Annotated in this window: 14 protein-coding genes; 10 read left to right on the forward strand and 4 right to left on the reverse strand. The window is 37.8% G+C overall.

Translation table 11 applies throughout. The features are described from left to right. Positions 1-10: 10 nt before the first annotated feature. The gene (locus IV512_RS07430; RefSeq protein WP_209402047.1) at positions 11-1117 is read right to left on the reverse strand and encodes an adenylate kinase; all 1107 of its coding nucleotides are present in this window, start codon (positions 1115-1117) and stop codon (positions 11-13) included. Between the two features lie 109 nt (positions 1118-1226). On the opposite strand from IV512_RS07430, the gene IV512_RS07435 reads away from it, so the two are divergent. From IV512_RS07435 to IV512_RS07475, 9 genes are all read left to right on the forward strand, one after another. After that, positions 1227-2399 carry a 5-(carboxyamino)imidazole ribonucleotide synthase gene (locus IV512_RS07435; protein WP_209402048.1) on the forward strand — a complete coding sequence of 391 codons (1173 nt, stop codon included), beginning with the start codon at positions 1227-1229 and terminating at the stop codon, positions 2397-2399. A gap of 2 nt (positions 2400-2401) precedes the next feature. Then, complete coding sequence (gene purE, locus IV512_RS07440) at positions 2402-2887, forward strand: 5-(carboxyamino)imidazole ribonucleotide mutase (protein WP_209402050.1); 486 nt, start codon at positions 2402-2404, stop codon at positions 2885-2887. Positions 2888-2899: 12 nt separating this feature from the next. Continuing rightward, positions 2900-3301 carry a hypothetical protein gene (locus IV512_RS07445; protein ID WP_209402051.1) on the forward strand — a complete coding sequence of 134 codons (402 nt, stop codon included), beginning with the start codon at positions 2900-2902 and terminating at the stop codon, positions 3299-3301. 1 nt (position 3302) lies between these two features. Beyond that, positions 3303-5333, forward strand: coding sequence for a M3 family metallopeptidase (locus IV512_RS07450; RefSeq protein ID WP_209402052.1), 2031 nt, complete (start codon positions 3303-3305; stop codon positions 5331-5333). Positions 5334-5470: 137 nt separating this feature from the next. Then, the gene (locus IV512_RS07455) at positions 5471-9235 is read left to right on the forward strand and encodes a PAS domain-containing protein (RefSeq protein WP_209402053.1); all 3765 of its coding nucleotides are present in this window, start codon (positions 5471-5473) and stop codon (positions 9233-9235) included. Between the two features lie 9 nt (positions 9236-9244). Further along, positions 9245-9661: a response regulator gene (locus tag IV512_RS07460; RefSeq protein WP_209402054.1), complete on the forward strand. Its 417-nt coding sequence runs from the start codon at positions 9245-9247 to the stop codon at positions 9659-9661. 251 nt (positions 9662-9912) lie between these two features. Then, a complete protein-coding gene (locus IV512_RS07465) occupies positions 9913-12585 on the forward strand; it encodes a PAS domain-containing sensor histidine kinase (RefSeq protein ID WP_209402055.1) in 2673 nt (890 codons plus the stop codon). A gap of 5 nt (positions 12586-12590) precedes the next feature. After that, positions 12591-13007 (forward strand): response regulator, encoded by a 417-nt coding sequence (locus tag IV512_RS07470; RefSeq protein ID WP_209402056.1) that lies wholly within the window; start codon positions 12591-12593, stop codon positions 13005-13007. 121 nt (positions 13008-13128) lie between these two features. Beyond that, a complete protein-coding gene (locus IV512_RS07475; RefSeq protein ID WP_209402058.1) occupies positions 13129-13650 on the forward strand; it encodes a 5'(3')-deoxyribonucleotidase in 522 nt (173 codons plus the stop codon). Here the strand turns inward: IV512_RS07475 and IV512_RS07480 are convergent. Beyond that, the gene (locus IV512_RS07480) at positions 13642-14007 is read right to left on the reverse strand and encodes a rhodanese-like domain-containing protein (protein ID WP_209402060.1); all 366 of its coding nucleotides are present in this window, start codon (positions 14005-14007) and stop codon (positions 13642-13644) included. The two genes, IV512_RS07475 and IV512_RS07480, sit on opposite strands and share 9 nt — an antisense overlap. Positions 14008-14195: 188 nt before the next feature. After that, positions 14196-16754 (reverse strand): toxin-antitoxin system YwqK family antitoxin, encoded by a 2559-nt coding sequence (locus IV512_RS07485; protein ID WP_209402062.1) that lies wholly within the window; start codon positions 16752-16754, stop codon positions 14196-14198. A 349-nt stretch (positions 16755-17103) separates the two neighbouring features. Between IV512_RS07485 and IV512_RS07490 the strand changes: the two genes are divergently transcribed. Further along, on the forward strand, positions 17104-17658 hold the full coding sequence (locus tag IV512_RS07490; RefSeq protein ID WP_100872334.1) for a sigma-70 family RNA polymerase sigma factor: 555 nt from the start codon (positions 17104-17106) through the stop codon (positions 17656-17658). A 333-nt stretch (positions 17659-17991) separates the two neighbouring features. On the opposite strand, the gene IV512_RS07495 is transcribed toward IV512_RS07490, so the two are convergent. Beyond that, on the reverse strand, positions 17992-18822 hold the full coding sequence (locus IV512_RS07495; protein ID WP_209402064.1) for a hypothetical protein: 831 nt from the start codon (positions 18820-18822) through the stop codon (positions 17992-17994). Positions 18823-18855 lie beyond the last annotated feature (33 nt).

An 18855-nucleotide genomic window follows, 5' to 3' on the forward strand; every position in this document is an offset into this window, starting at 1 on the left:
TTTAAATGAATTATAACTCTTCGATTACCTTACCTAGGCGATGGGTAACCTCATCGATTTCCCCAATACCGTTGACACTATGAAACTTGCCCTGTTCTTCGTAATAGTCTTTAAGGGGGGCCGTTTTCTCATTGTATTCATCAAATCGATTACGGATCTTATCTTCGTCTTGGTCATCACTTCTACCACTAACTTTACCCCGTTCAAGCAATCTCTGTATCAAGATTTCGTCTTTTGCTTCAAGAGCGATAGTGGCATCCACTTTCATATCTTTTCCCGCTAAAAACTTATCTAAAGCATTTGCTTGTGCAGCAGTTCGTGGAAAGCCGTCAAAAATAAATCCACTTGCATCGGGGTTCTTATCGACCGCATCCTCCAACATTTTGATGGTAACCTCATCGGGTACCAAATCACCCTTATCGATATAAGATTTGGCCAATTTGCCCAAATCGGTATCATTTTTCATGTTGTACCGAAAAAGGTCTCCGGTAGAGATGTGTTTTAAATTGTATTTTTCCTTTAAAAATTCTGCCTGGGTACCTTTACCGGCACCCGGTTTCCCGAACAGTACGAGATTGATCATATGTTTTTGGTTTAGTTGGTAAACTTGTTTGAGGTTACGGCCAAGTTCTTTATAATCGAGACCATAGCCCACTATAAATTTATCCGGTATTTCAATTCCCCAATAGTCAATGGCATACTCCCCGTTATACACATCCGATTTGTAAAAAAGGCTAGCAATCTTAAACTCCTTGACGTTGGCGTTCGAAAAAAGATGAACCAATTCTTTAAGGGTTCTTCCCGTATCGATAATATCCTCTAAAATCACCACACTTCTACCTTCTATATCTTCAGAAACATCTAAAAGAGTTTCAACAATACCTGTGGAGGTCAAGCCTTGATACGAACTTAGTTTTACGAAAGACACCTCACAATCGTAAGGGTAATGCTTCAGAAAATCGGAAACGAACATAAAGGCTCCATTGAGAACACCCACAAATATGGGTACCTCATCTTTGTAATCGGCAGCAACTTTTTCAGCCACGTTCTTTACCGCAGCCTCTATTTGCGCTTCGCTCAAAAATGCTTTAAAGTGTTTGTCGTGCAGTTTTATCAATGCCAAAACTTTTGGGAATTGCCAAATATAGCATTTTGATTTCTCTTTTTTAACACCCTGACCTCGGTTTTGGGAATTCGATGTATTTTTGTGCCAACAAGCGATGAACATGGCAGTAAAAAACAATAAAAATTATTTTTCTTCTAGCTTCAACCTCGGCATTCTTGGGGGTGGTCAATTAGGGAAGATGTTACTCTACGAAACACGAAAATTTGATATCAAAACCAAGGTGCTCGATGCTTCGAACGAAGCGCCTTGCAAAATTGCCTGTAACGAATTTGTACAAGGTAGTTTGATGGATTATGATACCGTAGTTAATTTCGGCAAAGATGTAGATGTACTTACCATTGAAATCGAGAACGTAAACCTTGATGCCCTTGAGAAATTAGAGGAGGAAGGTAAAACGGTCTACCCACCGACCAAAGCTCTTCGTATTATACAGAACAAGGCAAAGCAAAAATTGTTTTATGTAGATAACGGTATACCTACCGCAGAATTTAGCAGATTTGCCTACAAAAGCGAAATCGAGGACAGTATCGAAAATGGTGGAATAAAATTTCCTTTTATCTGGAAAGCCGCTCAATTTGGCTATGATGGTCAAGGGGTCAAGGTCGTACGAAAGTTAGAAGACTTAGATACCTTACCTTCTGGGGAATGTATCGCCGAAGAAATGATCGATTTCAAAAACGAACTTGCGATTATCGTATGCCGCAGTGCCAACGGTGAAGTGAAAACGTATCCGGTCGTAGAAATGGAGTTTCATCCCGAAGCCAATCAGGTCGAATATGTTATTTGCCCTGCCCGTATCAATGAGGATGTTGCACGCAAAGCTCAAGAAGTAGCATTACAGGTTTCAGAGAAAATAGAACATGTAGGCTTATTGGCGGTCGAACTTTTTCAGACACAAAACGATAAGATTTTGGTAAACGAAGTAGCTCCAAGGCCCCATAATAGTGGCCATTACAGCATTGAAGCGAGTTACACCAACCAATTCGAGCAGCACATTCGAGCAATTCTTAACTTACCTTTAGGAAACACAAAAAGCAAGGTTGCCGGTATAATGGTAAATTTGGTCGGTGCAGAGAACCACACGGGTGATGTGCACTATGATAATATGGAAGAAATTCTTGGTCTTGAGGGCGTGACCCCACATATTTATGGTAAAAAACAAACAAGACCATTTAGAAAAATGGGGCATGTGACCATTGTGAACCAAGACATTGCAAAAGCACGCGAAATAGCACAACAGGTAAAAGAAACTATTAAAGTGATTAGTAAATAATTATGAGTAAAGTAGCCGTAGTAATGGGCAGCACCAGTGATCTGCCCGTAATGCAAGACGCAATAGATATTTTAAAAAGCTTTGAAATCGAAGTGGATGTAGATATCGTTTCCGCCCATCGTACTCCTGAAAAATTATACGACTTCAGTAAAAGTGCACACAAAAACGGTTATTCCGTAATTATAGCCGGTGCGGGTGGCGCAGCTCATCTACCGGGCATGGTAGCATCAATGTCTCCGCTACCGGTAATCGGGGTACCCGTAAAAAGCAGTAATTCTATTGATGGATGGGACTCTGTGCTATCTATTCTTCAAATGCCAGGTGGTGTGCCTGTAGCTACCGTGGCTCTCAACGGCGCAAAGAATGCAGGTATTCTTGCAGCACAGATTATCGGAAGCAACGATATTACGGTTCTCGAAAAAATCATCTCTTACAAAGAGAGTCTTAAAACTAAGGTAATCGAAGGAGCCAAAAGCTTGAAAGCATAAACTTCTAATGTAATGAACACCCCAGCATTTATAGGATTTGTAATCGGTATTATCGGAATCGCCTTTCTTCTATATTTGAGAAAAAATGTTTCGAATACCTATTGGAGGTGCCTCTGGCGAAGCGGAATTTTATTTTTCTCGATGTATGTGCTCATATTAATCGTAATGGCGGTTAAAGCCCAATATTTAAGTTTTAAATTAGAAGCTTTTGACCTTAACCATAACGGACTAATAGATATTAATGAATACACCGCCGAGTATAGAAGTTTAAGAGATCGGTTACTTAAAGACCCGGATAGAAACAACGCCTTTTTAAATGGGGCGCTGTTATCTTTCGTAATGGCGGCAATAGCATTCGCAATAGATTTATTCACCACGTACTTTCAGTCAAAGACCGATCGTATAAAAATATAATATGACAAATCCATTACTGACATCATTCGATACAGCTCCATTCAGCAAAATTAAGAACGAGCATTTTAAACCGGCCTTTATGCAGGCTATGAAAGATGCCCGACATGAAATCGACGCGATTACTGATAATGAAGAAACGCCCACGTTTGCGAACACCATCGAAGCCTTAGAGTTTTCGGGTCAGCAATTGGATCGAATTTCGAGTATTTTTTTTAATTTAAATTCAGCGGAGACCAACGAAGAGATACAAAAAATAGCGCAAGAGATTTCACCTCTGCTATCGGAGTTCAGTAATGACATCACCTTAAACGAACAATTGTTCAAGAGAATCAAAAATGTTTATGAACAAAGAGAGGCTCTGAATCTGACTATCGAACAGACAACCCTTCTTGAAAAAAAATACAAGAGTTTTAGCAGAAATGGCGCTAATTTACCTGAAGAAAAGAAAAAACGTTTAAGGCAAATTGACGCAGAACTCTCAAAATTGAAGTTGAAATTCGGTGAAAATGTATTGGCCGAAACCAACAGATATGAGCTGCACCTTACTGATGAAAACGATTTAAAGGGTTTACCGGAAGGCGAAAAGGAGGCTGCGGCGCAATTGGCCCGATCTAAAGACAAAGACGGTTGGCTAGTAACCCTAGATTACCCGAGTTACATACCTTTTATGAAGTATGCCGATAACCGTAAACTACGTCAAGAACTTGCATTGGCCTTTGGCAGCAAAGGTTTTCATGGTGATGAACTCGACAATAGAGAAACGGTATTGAAAATTGTCAACCTACGCTTTGAAAGGGCTAATTTACTAGGGTACAAAACGCATGCAGACTTTGTACTTGAAGAAAGAATGGCCGAAACGCCGCAAAAGGTTCACCTCTTTTTGAACGAACTATTAGAGAAGGCCAAACCTGCTGCTGAAAAAGAATTTACACAGCTAGAAGATTTTGCTAAAGAAATTGACGACATTGACCGGTTACAGAAATGGGACGGCAGCTATTACTCAGAAAAACTCAAGCAAAAACTGTTCAACTTAGACGATGAGAAACTAAAACCTTATTTCAAATTAGAGAACGTAATAAAGGGTGTTTTTCAAGTTGCCGAAAAGTTGTTCGGTCTTCAGTTTGTTGAAGTCGATAATATCGACAAATACCACGATGAAGTCAAAACCTTCGAAGTTTATGATCAACATAAAAACTTCATCTCACTTTTCTATGCCGATTTTCACCCGAGAAAGGGTAAACGTGGTGGTGCTTGGATGACTTCGTATAAGTCACAATATGTGAAGTCGGGTGAGAACATCCGTCCGCATATTTCCAACGTCTGTAATTTTACGAGGTCTACACCGAGTAGACCCTCTTTATTGACCTTTAATGAGGTGACTACACTATTTCATGAATTCGGTCACGGGCTTCACGGTATGTTGGCCGACACCACCTACCCGAGCCTTTCGGGAACTTCGGTGTATTGGGATTTTGTTGAACTGCCCAGCCAGATTATGGAAAATTGGTGCTACGAGAAAGAAGCATTGGAGCTTTTTGCACATCACTACGATACGGGCGAACTAATTCCGATGGAGTATGTTGAAAAAATTAAAGAGTCGGCCACCTTTCAAGAAGGCATGCAAACCTTACGTCAACTTAGTTTTGGGCTGCTAGACATGTCTTGGCACGGTATCGACCCTTCTGCTATCGACGATGTGAAGCAGCACGAACAAAAAGCATTTGAAAATACTTCTTTGTACCCTGAAACGCCCGAAACCTGTATGAGCACAGCCTTTTCACATATATTTCAAGGGGGCTATTCCTCTGGGTATTACAGCTACAAATGGGCAGAGGTCTTAGACGCCGACGCCTTTGCATATTTCAAACAAAATGGCATCTTCAACAAAGACATTGCCACAAAGTTCAAAGACCATGTATTATCTAAAGGCGGCACCGAAAACCCAATGGAACTCTACAAAAGATTTAGAGGGGCCGAACCTAGGGTCGAGGCACTATTAGAAAGGGCGGGGCTTCTAGAACTTAAAAGCTAAACATTTGCCTTATAAGAGGGCCTAGGCAATTTTTATTTTTGTTTGTAGTTATTTACTCACAATTTTTTTAAATTCGTTCTAATCTATAGCTGTAACCAGTTTCCCCATGGCTAAGCTCAATATGCCCTCTTAGAAGAATGGATACTAGTAATTTTAAGGAAAAAGATTTATTAGAACTACTTAGTACCGTTGTAGGGATTTCGAAAATTGGCGTATACAAAATTGATGTAAAGTCGAACGAAGTATATTGGAACGACGTTCTAAGACAAATTCTTGAAGTACCCGATGATTTTCAACCAGATATAGAAAACTCCTTCCATTTTGTTGAAAACGATTTTATTCGTCAAAAAATATACAATATCTATGAAAAGATATGCAAAACAGCTAAACCTTACGAACTAGATTATGAAGCAGTTACTGCGAAAGGTAAAAAGGTTTTTGTCTGGTCTTTTTGCAAACCCATTGTTGAGAACGGCGAAGTAACATCTATTATTGGCGGGTTAATTGATATCACCCATCGCAAGAAAACCGAGAACGACCTTCATCAGTTCAAAGAAAAATGGGATTTGGCCGAGGGTATGATAAAAATCGGTTATTGGCAATGGAATGTGGTTCAAAATCAGTTTATCTGTTCAGATAATTTAAGAAGCATCTACCAAATCGATATAGGCATCCCTATCGATTTTGAGCTCATTTTAAGTATTGTTCACCCTGATGATCAAGAGATGATGTCATCAAAAACAAAGCACTTTCTTAAAACTAAATCATTTGAAAAATTCACCTATAGAATTAAACCTCAAGACGGAAAACTAAAATTTTTACAAGCTAACGGAATAGTCAGATGCAATGAACAGGGTGAAGTTATTGAAATAGTAGGTACCACTCAGGATATTACAGAAACCATAAGCAGAGAACAAGAGTTAAAGCAAAAAAATGCCTTTTTAAATTTTGCCGGAGAACTTTCTAATTTAGGATATTGGACAATCAATCTTGAAGATGATAAGATTGAGTGGTCTGATACGATGTATAGACTTTACGATATAGAAGAAGGTACTAAACTATCATACGAAAACTTTCTAGATATTATAATTTCTGAAGATAGGCAATTGGTAATCGACAAGGCCAAAGAGACCTTCAAAACTGGAAAGAAGCAGCAATTTACCCACCGTTCGGTACATCAAGATGGAAGCATTCACCACTTAAGAGCGATTGCCGAGGCCGTAGTCGATCAAGAAGGTCGTACCATAAAGTTAATGGGTTCTACACAAGATATCACCAATGATATTCTTAGTGCAAATGATCTTGAGCAAAAAAACGAACAACTTTCTTTTGCAGAGCAGCTCGCCAATTTTGGTTTCTTTCAATGGAATGTGGTTACTGGTGAAGCATCTTGGTCAGACAATACTTATCGAGTATATGGTGTTGATCTTGGTGAAGAAGTCAACTTTCAAAAGTTCATTGAGCAAGTACATGAAGATGACGTCGAAGCTGTAAAGTCACAATTAGACGACATTGTTAAGTCAGGAACTTTTACCAAAATCGTTCATCGCACCGTACCAATTGAAGGCACGGTAAAGACCGTAGAAATTTTAGGAAAAGTGCTTAAAGATAATGAAGGCCATACTCTTGAGTTAAAGGGGTCGATTAATGACATTACCGTAAAAGCGGCCAAAGAGAAAGAACTAATCGACAAGAATCAGCAATTAAACACTGCTGAAAAAATGGCAAAAATCGGTAACTGGAAATGGAAACTCAAGACCAATGAACTCATTTGGTCAGACCATCTCTATGAAATGTATGGTCATGATAAGAATGAGGCTTTATCTTTTAAAAAATATCTAAGTTATGTTCATAAAGAGGATAGGCCCCGAATTAGATTGAAAATTGAACAGGCAATTGAGAATAAAGCTTTTAACGAAATTGTATATCGTGCTCAACTTAAAGATGGCAGTATCAAAACAATTAAATCCATAGGATCGGTATTGACCGATAAAGAAGGTCAAACAGTAGAAATGCTTGGCACCTGTCAAGATATTTCAGATCAAGTGGCCAAAGAGCAAGAGCTCATCCAAAAAAATCAAATGATGACATTTGCCGAAGAACTTTCGGGCATCGGGTATTGGAAATGGGATATCACTTTGGATACTATGGAGTATTCAGATAACCTGCTGCGCATATTAGATTTTGAACCTGAGACCTCATTAACCTTCCCCCTTTATCAAACACGCGTACACCCAAAAGATAGTGCAATCGTAAAGTCAAAGCTATATGATTTTCTCAAGAAAAAACAGTTCGATAAATTCGAACATAGAATATTGAGGCGAGATGGTACCGTACGAACGCTTGAGATTTTGGGCGAAGTACTGTTAGATGATTCGGGAACAGTAACGGCCTTGATGGGCTCAACAAAAGACATTACCGAAAACATTCGACAACAGCAAGATATCTTACAGCAGAACCAGTTGCTTAATTTGGCCGAAGAACTAAGCGGCATCGGCCACTGGAAATGGAGTCAACTTCGTGAAAACTTTGAGCTTTCAGATAACTTTTATCGCATATTAGACCTAGAATTAGGCAAAGAGTTGACTTATGATGGTTTTATGCAGTGTGTTCACCCAGAGGATCGAGAATCGATAACGAAAACGATATATAACATACTTCAAACCAAAAAATTCAAAAAATTCAGCCATCGAATTATCAGAAAAGATGGTACGATAAAAATTTTAGAAGTTGTCGGCGACCTAATTACCGATAAAAATGATATGGTAGAGATTGTTGGCTCGGCGCAAGATGTAACCGACAGGCGCATGGCCGAGACGAAGTTTCGTGGACTCTTAGAATCGGCACCAGACGCCATGGTTATTACTGATCGCACCGGCAATATACAAATCATTAACAAGCAGACCGAAATCTTGCTAGGTTATGGCTCAGATGAGCTAATTGGCAAACATATCACCACAATTTATCCCAAAAATTTCTGGGGGCTTTATGATATGTACGCCAAAGAGTTTCTAAAAAACACTTCTAAAGTAACTAAAATTCAAAACCAAGAGCTTTATGTTTTCACGAAGAATGGTGAAAAAGTACCGATAATATTAAGTTTCGGACCTGTTGAAACTTCTGAGGGCATACTAATATCGATCGCAATAAAAGATATAACCCAAAGAAAAAATGCAGAAGACCGTATATTGGAAACGAACAAAAAGCTTCGTGAAAATTCAAGAAAGCTAAAAATTCAGAACAAACAACTTTCAGACTTCAATCACATTACCTCCCATAACCTTCGGGCCCCCGTAAGCAACCTTGACGCACTTCTAGATTTATATCATAAAGAAAATGATAATGATAAAAAAGCTCTTCTGTTTCAGAAATTTGAAAAAGTAATTGAGCATTTATCCTCTACTTTAGATACGCTAGTCGAAACTTTAAGAATTAAGAGCGAAACGGCAAAAAATAAAAAAAGCATTCCATTTGAAGATATACTTGAGAAAACGAAGGAAATTTTAGCTGCAGAAATTTTAAATACTGGTTCGACCATCATATCTGATTTCGGCCAAGCCCCAGAAATCGTTTATAATAATGTCTATTTAGAAAGTATTTTTCTAAATTTAATAAGTAACGCCATCAAATATAGAGCTAAAGACAGGTCGCCCGTTATAAATATAAAAACATGGCAAGAAGAGGGCAAGACCAACCTTAGGGTGCGTGACAATGGTCTTGGTATTGACTTAAAGCGATACGGTAAAAAAATGTTCGGCTTGAACAAAGTGTTTCACCGGCACCCACAGGCGAAAGGGGTCGGGCTGTTTTTGACCAAGGCTCAAATTGAAGCCATGGGCGGCTCTATTTCTGTCGAAAGTGAAGTAAATAGGGGCACTACATTTAATATTGTTTTAGATTAAAATTGCTATATGAAAGAAAATGTGAATATCTGCATTATAGATGACGATGATATCTACCAATTTACCATGACGGCTGCTCTAAACAACCTAAAAAAAATTGATAAGATCACGACTTTTTTAGATGGTGCCCAGGCTTTAGATTTTATAACAGACAACCTGAAGAACAAAGAAGAACTGCCAGATGTGGTTTTTCTTGATATAAATATGCCCATTATGGATGGCTTTCAATTTATGGAAGAATATGTAAAAATAAAGCCTAATGTAGACAAGGAAATTTCTATCTATATGGTTTCGTCTTCCGTAGACCCTAAGGATATTGCCCGATGCCGAAAAATAGAGGGGATATCTGACTATATTGTAAAACCGATTAAAGAGCACAAATTAAAAGCGTTGATTTCAAGTTCGGAAAACGGTGAAAATCTGTAATTTGAATAAAATAATCAACTGACTAAAAAAGTTATTTACGTCTTTAATAAGAAGAGGTTGCGTGGGGCATCCTCTTTTTTATTTATAGCCATGATAGTAATAATTGACTCCTATAAAATCTCATTTGGCATGAAATGAGTTAATTTTAATCATTCTACACCACCTTAAAAATCAAATAATTAACATATATTTGTAGTTCAATACTCACAATTAATTGGTTCTTCACGCCCTTGGCTTTATAAATTTCTTTTATGTTCAACAGATTCAAACCTTTTGGAAAAGATAAAAGGGGCAAAAAAGCGCATAAAGTTCCACGAAATCTAATCGAAAAGACCAATAAAATTGCAAAGATTGGCATCTACGAGTTTAACAGCAATACAGGAGAGACTTATTGGAATGCCGTATTAAAAGAGATTTTAGAAGTTTCAGATGATTACAAACCCTCATTTGATTCAGTTCTTGGTTTTTGTAAAGATGATCAAACCCGCACACAACTTTCTCGATTAAATGCAAATGCCATTGAAACAGGAGAAACCTTCGAGTTCGAATATTCTGTAATAAGCGCTAAAGGCAACCTGAGACATATTTGGGCATTCAATCAACCCGAGTTCAACGATGATGATAGCTATAGGCTGTATGGTACATTAATCGATATCACAGAACTTAAAAAAAATGAGCAAGCCCTAATACGCAACAAGCATCAATGGAATTTTGTCGAACAAATGGCCATGATCGGCTACTGGTCGTGGGATGTGGTTATCGATGATTTCAAATGGTCTGATAACGTTTATCGCATCTATGATTTTGAAATTGGCATACCGATGAACTTTGAACGTTTTCTCAGTAAAGTACACCCAGAAGACCGAGAAATGGTCACAGGCTACGCCGAAGAGTTTAAGCGAACGAAGGTGTTTCGCAAATTCAACCATCGATCTCTACATGAAGACGGCAGCGTTCATACTATTGAAATAATGGGGCAAATTATCACATCTTCTACCGGCGAAGTGGTAGAAATGGTAGGCACGACCCAAGATATAACTGAGCGAAATCAATATGAAAAAGAAGTATTAAAAAACATCCAGCTCTTGAATTTCACTACCCAAATGACTAAAGTAGGTTACTGGGAGTGGGATTCCGTATCTGATGCAAATACATGGTCAGATACCCTCTATCAGATTTGTGAACGTGAAAAGGGTGATAAATTAACCCATGAGACTTATCTCGAGTATACGCACCCTGATGATAGAGACTTTGTAATAGACCAAATCAAAAAGGCTCTTTTAGCAAAGAAGTTACCGGTATTTGAACATCGCCTTGTGGTACCGAGTGGCAACATCAAAATAATTCAAGTAACGGGTCAGGTCAATTGCAATGAAGAAGGTGAGGTAATCGGTTTGCTCGGCACCTGCCAAGACGTTACTGAGATCAATAAATCACAAGATGAATTAATCGAGAAAAACAGATTACTGAATATTGCGGAAGAAATGGCGATGTTGGGATACTGGACATGGAACCCCCATAAGGATGAATTTCGTTGGTCAGACAATTTATATCGAATTTTTGGTTTTGAAACGGGTATAGAAATGAGCCTTAAATTGCTTTCTACCCGTGTTCACCCCGATGACCAAGAAAAAATTAAGAACATAACCCTTGAATTTCTTGATACAAAGGTTTTTCGCAAATTCACCTACCGTATTATACGTGAAAATGAAATTCGAACTCTAGAGGTTACTGGTGATATAATTAAGAACAAAGACAACCAAGAACTTGAGATTTTCGGTACCACACAAGATATTACGGATAGAATCAAGAACGAATTAGAAATTTTAGATAAGAACAAGTTTCTCAATATGGCAGAACAAATGGCCATGAGCGGCCATTGGCGCTGGAAGCCTAATACGGACGAATTTGAATGGTCTGATAACATGTACCGTATCAACGATTTTGAGCTAGGCACAAAAATGAGTATGGAACTTTTTACAACACGATTTCACCCAGACGACATAGAGCCTGTAAAGATTTTTGGCGCCAAGACTATAGAAACCAATACTTTTAATGATTTCACCCATCGTATCATTCGCACCAATGGCGAGGTTAGAACGCTAAAAGTTATTGGCGAGATCTTAAATGGTGAAAATGATGACGAAGTTGAATTTGTAGGTGTAACACGGGATATCACCGAACAAATAGCCTCTGAAAAACGACTCTTAGAATCGAACATACGTCTTGATAAAGCTGCGAAAATATTAACCGCCAAAAATAGAAAGCTGGCCGAGTTCAACCAGATAACGTCACACAATTTAAGGGCACCGGTAAGCAACTTAAACACATTGCTTCATCTATACAAAGACGAAGCAATGGAGAATAACAAAGAGATTCTCTTTGAAAAGTTCGACAAGGTTATCGGTCATTTGACCCTGACCCTAAATACATTAATAGAATCTTTGAATACCGAAAAGCTAAGTTTTGAAGATTTAGAAAGTCTTTCATTTGAAGATATATTAGTGAAAACGGAAGAAATGTTATCTGCTCAGATCATGAACTCAGGGGCCGTAATCAAATCAGATTTTTCATCGGCGAAAAAAATAACTTATAATAGAATTTACCTTGAAAGTATATTTCTTAATTTAGTCGGTAATGCCATTAAATATAGTTCTCCAGAACGGGCCCCAATGATTGAAGTTCGCTCGAGTGTAGAAGATGACAATAGAATCAAACTTGAATTTAAAGATAATGGTCTCGGTATCGATTTAAAAAAGCACGGCCATAAACTGTTCGGCTTGAACAAGGTATTTCATCGGCACCCAGAGGCCAAGGGCATCGGTCTATTTTTGACCAAAGCGCAAATAGAGGCCATGGGGGGTTCTATATATGCCGAAAGCGAAGTAGATGTTGGAACAACATTTTTTATAAATTTTAGCTAACTCAAATGAACGAAAATCTTAACGTCTGTATAGTTGATGATGATGACATCTATCAATTTACCATGACACTCACTCTAGAGTCTTTTAAAGACATTGATAAAATCATAGTTTTTAATGACGGTGCCGAAGCCTTGGATTTTATGTTGAGCAACCTCAACAATGAAGAAGAACTGCCAGACGTTATCTTTTTAGATATTGATATGCCCATCATGGATGGGTTTCAATTCATGGAAGAATACGTCAAGATCAAGCCGAAAGTTGGTAAGAAAATCATCATTTATATGGTATCTTCATCTGTAGATCCATCCGATATTCGAAGGGCTAAAAACATAAGTGCCATTTCAGATTATATAGTAAAGCCTATTGAAGAAGGGCAGTTGAAGTCTATACTTGCCGAATTGAGAGATAATGGTAAAATTTAGATGAACGCATATCGCTTACCTATAGTTGATCTTCAAAGCTAAAGGTTAAGATAAAGGTAAGATTGGCTGATTTGCTTTTCCTTTAAGGCCATATTCACGAACTTCGTGAAAAAGCATATACATGGTTATATTTGTTGATATGGATGAGGTAATGGCAGACACCTACGGAGCCCATATAGAAATTTACAATAAAGAATTTAAAGAATGTCTAACGCTCGAAACCTGTATGGGTCACGAAGTTTGGCATACCGTACCGAAAGACAGACAATTGAGTGTAAAGAACCACGCTCGAAACAAAGGTTTTTTTAGAGGTTTAAAACCTATTGCCGATAGCAAGGCAGTTTTAAGAGAGTTGAGCTTAAGCCACGAAGTTTATATTGCCTCTGCGGCGATGCAGTTTCCTAATTCTCTAGAAGAGAAATCAGAATGGCTCGATGAGCATTTTCCCTTTATACCTTGGCAGCAAAGAATTTTGTGTGGGCACAAGCATATTTTAAAAGGTGATGTTCTAATTGATGACCGCAGTTATAATCTTGAAAGTTTCGAAGGTAGGTCTCTTATGTTCACCTCACCGCACAATGTAAATATTTCTGGCTTCGAACGCGCAGATAATTGGCAAGAAATTGCAGAGAAACTACTTTAATCCTTTTTTCTTAGAAACGTAAGCGTCGTACCCACCTTTGAGGTCGATTACTCTTTCGAACCCGAGAGAATCAAGAAATTTTGCCGCCTTTGCACTGCGCCCCCCTTTTTTGCAATACACATAAACAGGCTTGTTCTTGTTTAAATCTTTGGCCGTTTCTAGAAATTCGTTGCCCAACCAGTCGATATTAATCGATTGCTCGATATGACCTTTGTTGTATTCTTGAGGTGTTCTCACATCTAGCAATATGCCTGTTTCGACATCTTCGAATGTGAGTTCTGTTATAGACTTCGAATCGGTTTCGTCACACCCGAACAAAATTGACGCAAACAACAATACTAAAATAATCTTTCTCATATGAGCAGAGATTTTACCAATAGCATTCAACTCTACGGTAGTTTTACAAATTTACTAGAGCTAAGTATTGATTACAACTAACATTCAACAAACTTAGACTTTCGCTAGACAACCTGTCTAAAATTTAAATAAAAAAGAGATGCACCTCTAGTAATCTATCATCTCTTTAATATTAAAAAAATAAGTGGCTAAAATAAATCGGCAGAACTAATTCGGTCAGTGGGTATAATCATCTTTGACAAATAAGTAGTGATCATACTACCATCCCTTATCATTTCTTCGCCCTTAAAAATGGTCTCACCTAATTCATTCTTAATCTCGACCCTTATTTTTTGTGCTTCTTTGCTAATAATGAAGTATGATTCATCGTTTTGATATGAATACCCTTTAACGTACACTGTACCTTTTTCGAAAACACCATCTTTGAATATCGCCCTACTCGTCTCTTTACCTTCTTCATTAAATCGAACGACCTCACCATCTACCAAACCAGTATCGCTCACCGAATACAATAATCTTTTTTTATTGGTTTCACCGTGATAGAAAACAGTTTCTTTTTCATAGCCATTTTCGAACGAAGTTATGATTTTACCCAGTTTATCAGATTTGACTCGCTTAGTCAAATGTCCGTTTTTATAGGTCTCCCTTTCAGCCGGTCTGCCTGAAATCGACTCTCTAATCAATGTACCCTCAATAGGTCTGCCATTTTCATAGCTAAGGGTAGAAATTATATTTCCATCCCCATCAAAATAAGTGCTTAGACCATTTAATTTGTCATTTTTGTAATTTGCAGTTCGCGTTAAGCCTCCCTGATAATCATAATAGTTGAAAAGCCCTTCTGCACTATCGTTTACGTATTGACCCTCTTCAAGTATATTTTTTGCGTCGTAGCCCAATTTTGAGTACGAGCCATTTCGTTGCCCGTTCTTTATCTCGTATAAACTACGTTGTGAACGGTCATACAAGGCACCCTCCCATGGTTTTTGATTTTTAAAGGTTAGCTTCGCCAGTTGTTTCCCATAAATATCGTAGAAAGTTGCGCAGCAGTCAATATCAAAATCTTCTATTAGAACTGCATTGACTTCTCCTCCCCTTCTATTAGGACCATAGGTATACTCCTTTGATTTTATTTCATGTCCGTTTTTCCTAATCTTCATCAATCGCAAAGCATCAGATTCAGAAAAGAATTCATACATAGCGCCTTCCTTTTTTACATAATCGTACTCCCCCAGACTACTACCATCTTTATCGAAAAATTTACCATATGATTTATCGTAGCCCAAATAATCTATTTCACTTTGCTTATTTCCGTTACTATAAAACAAAATTTCTTTTTCCTTTTTAAAACCATCTTCGCCAAATATTTCAATACGTTTAAACGTGGAATGCCCCCCTTTAGCTATCATTCTTTTTCTGAAAGTAATACGTTTATGCATTAGGCCCTTTTGATATGTTTCTATTGAAGTGATATCATGATCATAATTAACAGTGAACCTTTCTCCCTCAAATGGTTTCGGATAGTTATCATCTGAAGTGTATGTCAACTTGCCCAAAATGTTTCCTTCTTTGTCATAAAAAGTTTCAACACCCCTATCGTTTTCACTAAACCGAATTCTGGTATCATGATAGTAAACCACTGTTGAAATCACTTTTCCATCTTTATAGGTAGCCTGACGATCGTCAATTATTTCGGTGCCGGCCACTGGCAAGTAGCCTTCATAGGTTACACGGGCAATTTCTTCACCATTTTTATTGAAGTTGATCTGTGCTTTTTTAAGACCAGACTCATATTCTGTCTTGGTCTTTACCGATTGATCTTTATAACGTAATTCTTCAGATACGACTTGACCATTTTTATATGCAGTAAGCCCTTTTATCAATTCGTTATCAGGTTCATTATAACTCCCGAAGAAAAAATATTGTGTTCCGTCTATGGGTTTCAGATAGCCACCTTCAACCTTAAATTCAACAGTACCCAACTTTTTGCCATTGGTCGAAAAAAATGTTTTTTCAAGATCTGGTTCGTTAAATTTTTCACGTATTTGACCGTTGCGATAATAAAAGTCTTTATTAAATACATACCCTTTATTTGTATAGTATCTAATTTCACGAACTTGCATCGGGTTTCTGTAATAATCGACTTCGGTGCCTTTTACAACACCCTCTCTAGTAATTTGTCGTTTACCAATATACTTACCGTTCTGCCCATAGTATTTTGTAAAATAAGTATCCTTTTTAAAATCGGTCGACCTGTAAGTCTCATAGCGAAGGCCCTCGATATCATCACGATGCATTACTTCTACAATGGTGTCTCCTTTTTTCTTAGTGTATAAATACATGCCACCGCCGCAACTTATATTTTTTTCACCGCTCACATAACGATTGTTCTTGAATTTGGCATTCAATTTCTTATCATCAAGAACAGAAATAAACTCGCCATTCAAACTGCCATGGGTATAGTTACCTTGCTGAAGAATACTGCCATCTTCATTATACCACGTTACCTGCCCTTCCCAAATTTCTTTGGTCTCGCTTTTCGAGAAGCCGTTCATCTGTAATTTGCCAGATATAAAATAGTCTCGCAAATGAAAAAGCTCTCCCTTTTTCTCAATGGGAAGCCGGTAGTAGGCCGCACTATCTTTAACCGTCAATTGCCAGTTAGCATCGAAATATTGGGTTACTTGTGCGCTTGACCCAAATACACAGAGAAAGAAAAAAAGAAAAACAAATAAAAATTTATTGAACATATTATATGCCTTTATTGTTATGAAGAACGAAGTTACAATAGGTGAATTGTGTTCTTATCACTGAATTCAGTGAAATGCATCGAACTGCATCGGCATTATTGCAGTCTTATAGCTTTAAGGGTAACCATGTTCCTATTCTTTACCTTTTCGTGAAATTTCTGTGATATGTATTTACTTATTTTGAAAGAGGCTCATTGTACATTTATAAAAAATAGATGTCATTTTATTAAAAGCAAAGGTTTAATCTTAACTAAGAGGTATGGCAGCAATCAAGTATCAAGGCAGTGAAGAACAAAATATGCACGTTGTTAAATCAAATTCTCGTAATTTTGATCAGGATCAAACAACAATGGCAGAAAACCGTTTACAACCCCATACTTGGGTAGATGCATATGCCGACTATCTGTTCAATTATGCGATAGCACGAATTAGTGATGCCGAAATGGCCAAAGATTTGGTTCAAGAAACCTTTTTGGCAGGTTTAAAATCTGCGAAAAATTATAAAGGTGATGCTGCTGAACGCACATGGTTGATCGCCATACTCAAACGTAAGGTTATCGACCATTACCGCAAAATCAACTCAAAAAAAGGAAAGGCAGAAGTGCGGGTCAACTACAGTGCACAGACCGATGCGGAAGGTGATTGGTTAGAAGAACAAGTATCAGATCCCTTCAGTAACTTTGAACACAGTGAACTAGAGAACGAAGAATTAGGTATGGCGATCCAGTCTTGTATTGGCAAATTACCTAAAAAGCAAGCTCAAGTTTTTACCATGAAAACGGTACAAGGTATTAGTACCGAAGATATTTGTAATGAACTTGATATCAATCCGTCTAATTTGTGGGTAATGATTCACAGGGCGAGAACATCTCTTATGGGATGCTTGAACCAGAATTGGTTTTAGGTGATAACGATAATTGACTCAGGTAATTATAAGTATTCTGTTCTAGTGACGAGATGAGCAATATAATCAGGCCTACGACAACGAACATACTAAACGGAATAAAGAATAGAACTATGATGATATCTTGCGAAAAAGCCGCTATCATTTGTAATAAAACACAATATCGAGAGGCTACCTTCTTCGAAAAGATGAAGCTCAAATTTCATTTGCTCGTATGCCGCACTTGTTCTAAATTCAGTAAAAAGAACACACATTTCACTTCACTATGTAATCAAGCCAATCTACAAAGCTTATCGAATAAAGATAAAGAACTAATGAAAGACAAACTTAAAACTAGAGAGCCATAATACCTTGAGCCGATAAATGAAACCCCCACAGCACAATCGGTATTGATTCTACCCAAAATGAAGAAAAATAACGCTTTTGTTTACGCCTTGTAAAAAACATCAAGAAACCGAGAGCTAAGAAGAGTATACCGGCAACCACTAATTCACCCGTTGTTACCGAGTCTTTTAAGAGTACCAAGAAATAAAGTGGCATGTTGATGAGTGCCCCGATAATTTTAGTCTGACCCACACCATATCTTTGCGGTAATGTTTGTAGTTCAATATCGTCATATACCAAATCTCGAATTTCAAACGGTATAATTAAAATAAACACGAACAAAAACCGCCTGAAAGCTTCGACTCCTGTATCCCACCAGGCCACCTCACCCGCATCAAGTGCCGGAAGCACTACAGTAGTACCTGACCACACCAAGGCCACAACGAACATCTTGATACCGCCCCAACTTCTGAGTTTTCGTGAATGGGGCAATACCGGTAAAGTATAGATAAAAGTCAAAATAGAAAGAAAAACTAGGGCAAACCAAATTTTTCGAGGAAGAAAATAAGCATGATACATTGCAAAACCGAAAGCAATGAAACTCGCACCTTGAATATTTTTATGGTATCTATTGGCTACTAGAATATACTTTTTGGCCTCGACACCATATTTCATAAAGTTATAGCAAACGATAGTGCCAAAAAACAAGAACCAAGCAAGATGTTGGTCTATCGTTATTTTAAGAAGGATGCCGGTTACATTGACCAATGCAAATACCGAAAATGCCACATGAATGCTAGCATCGATATAAAAGTCGAAAACACGCTGTAACCACTTCATTAAACAAATGTAACTAAAGTGTTTATAAGGTTT

Source organism: Pseudozobellia sp. WGM2 (assembly GCF_017810075.1).
Taxonomy (GTDB): Bacteria; Bacteroidota; Bacteroidia; order Flavobacteriales; family Flavobacteriaceae; genus JADNYK01.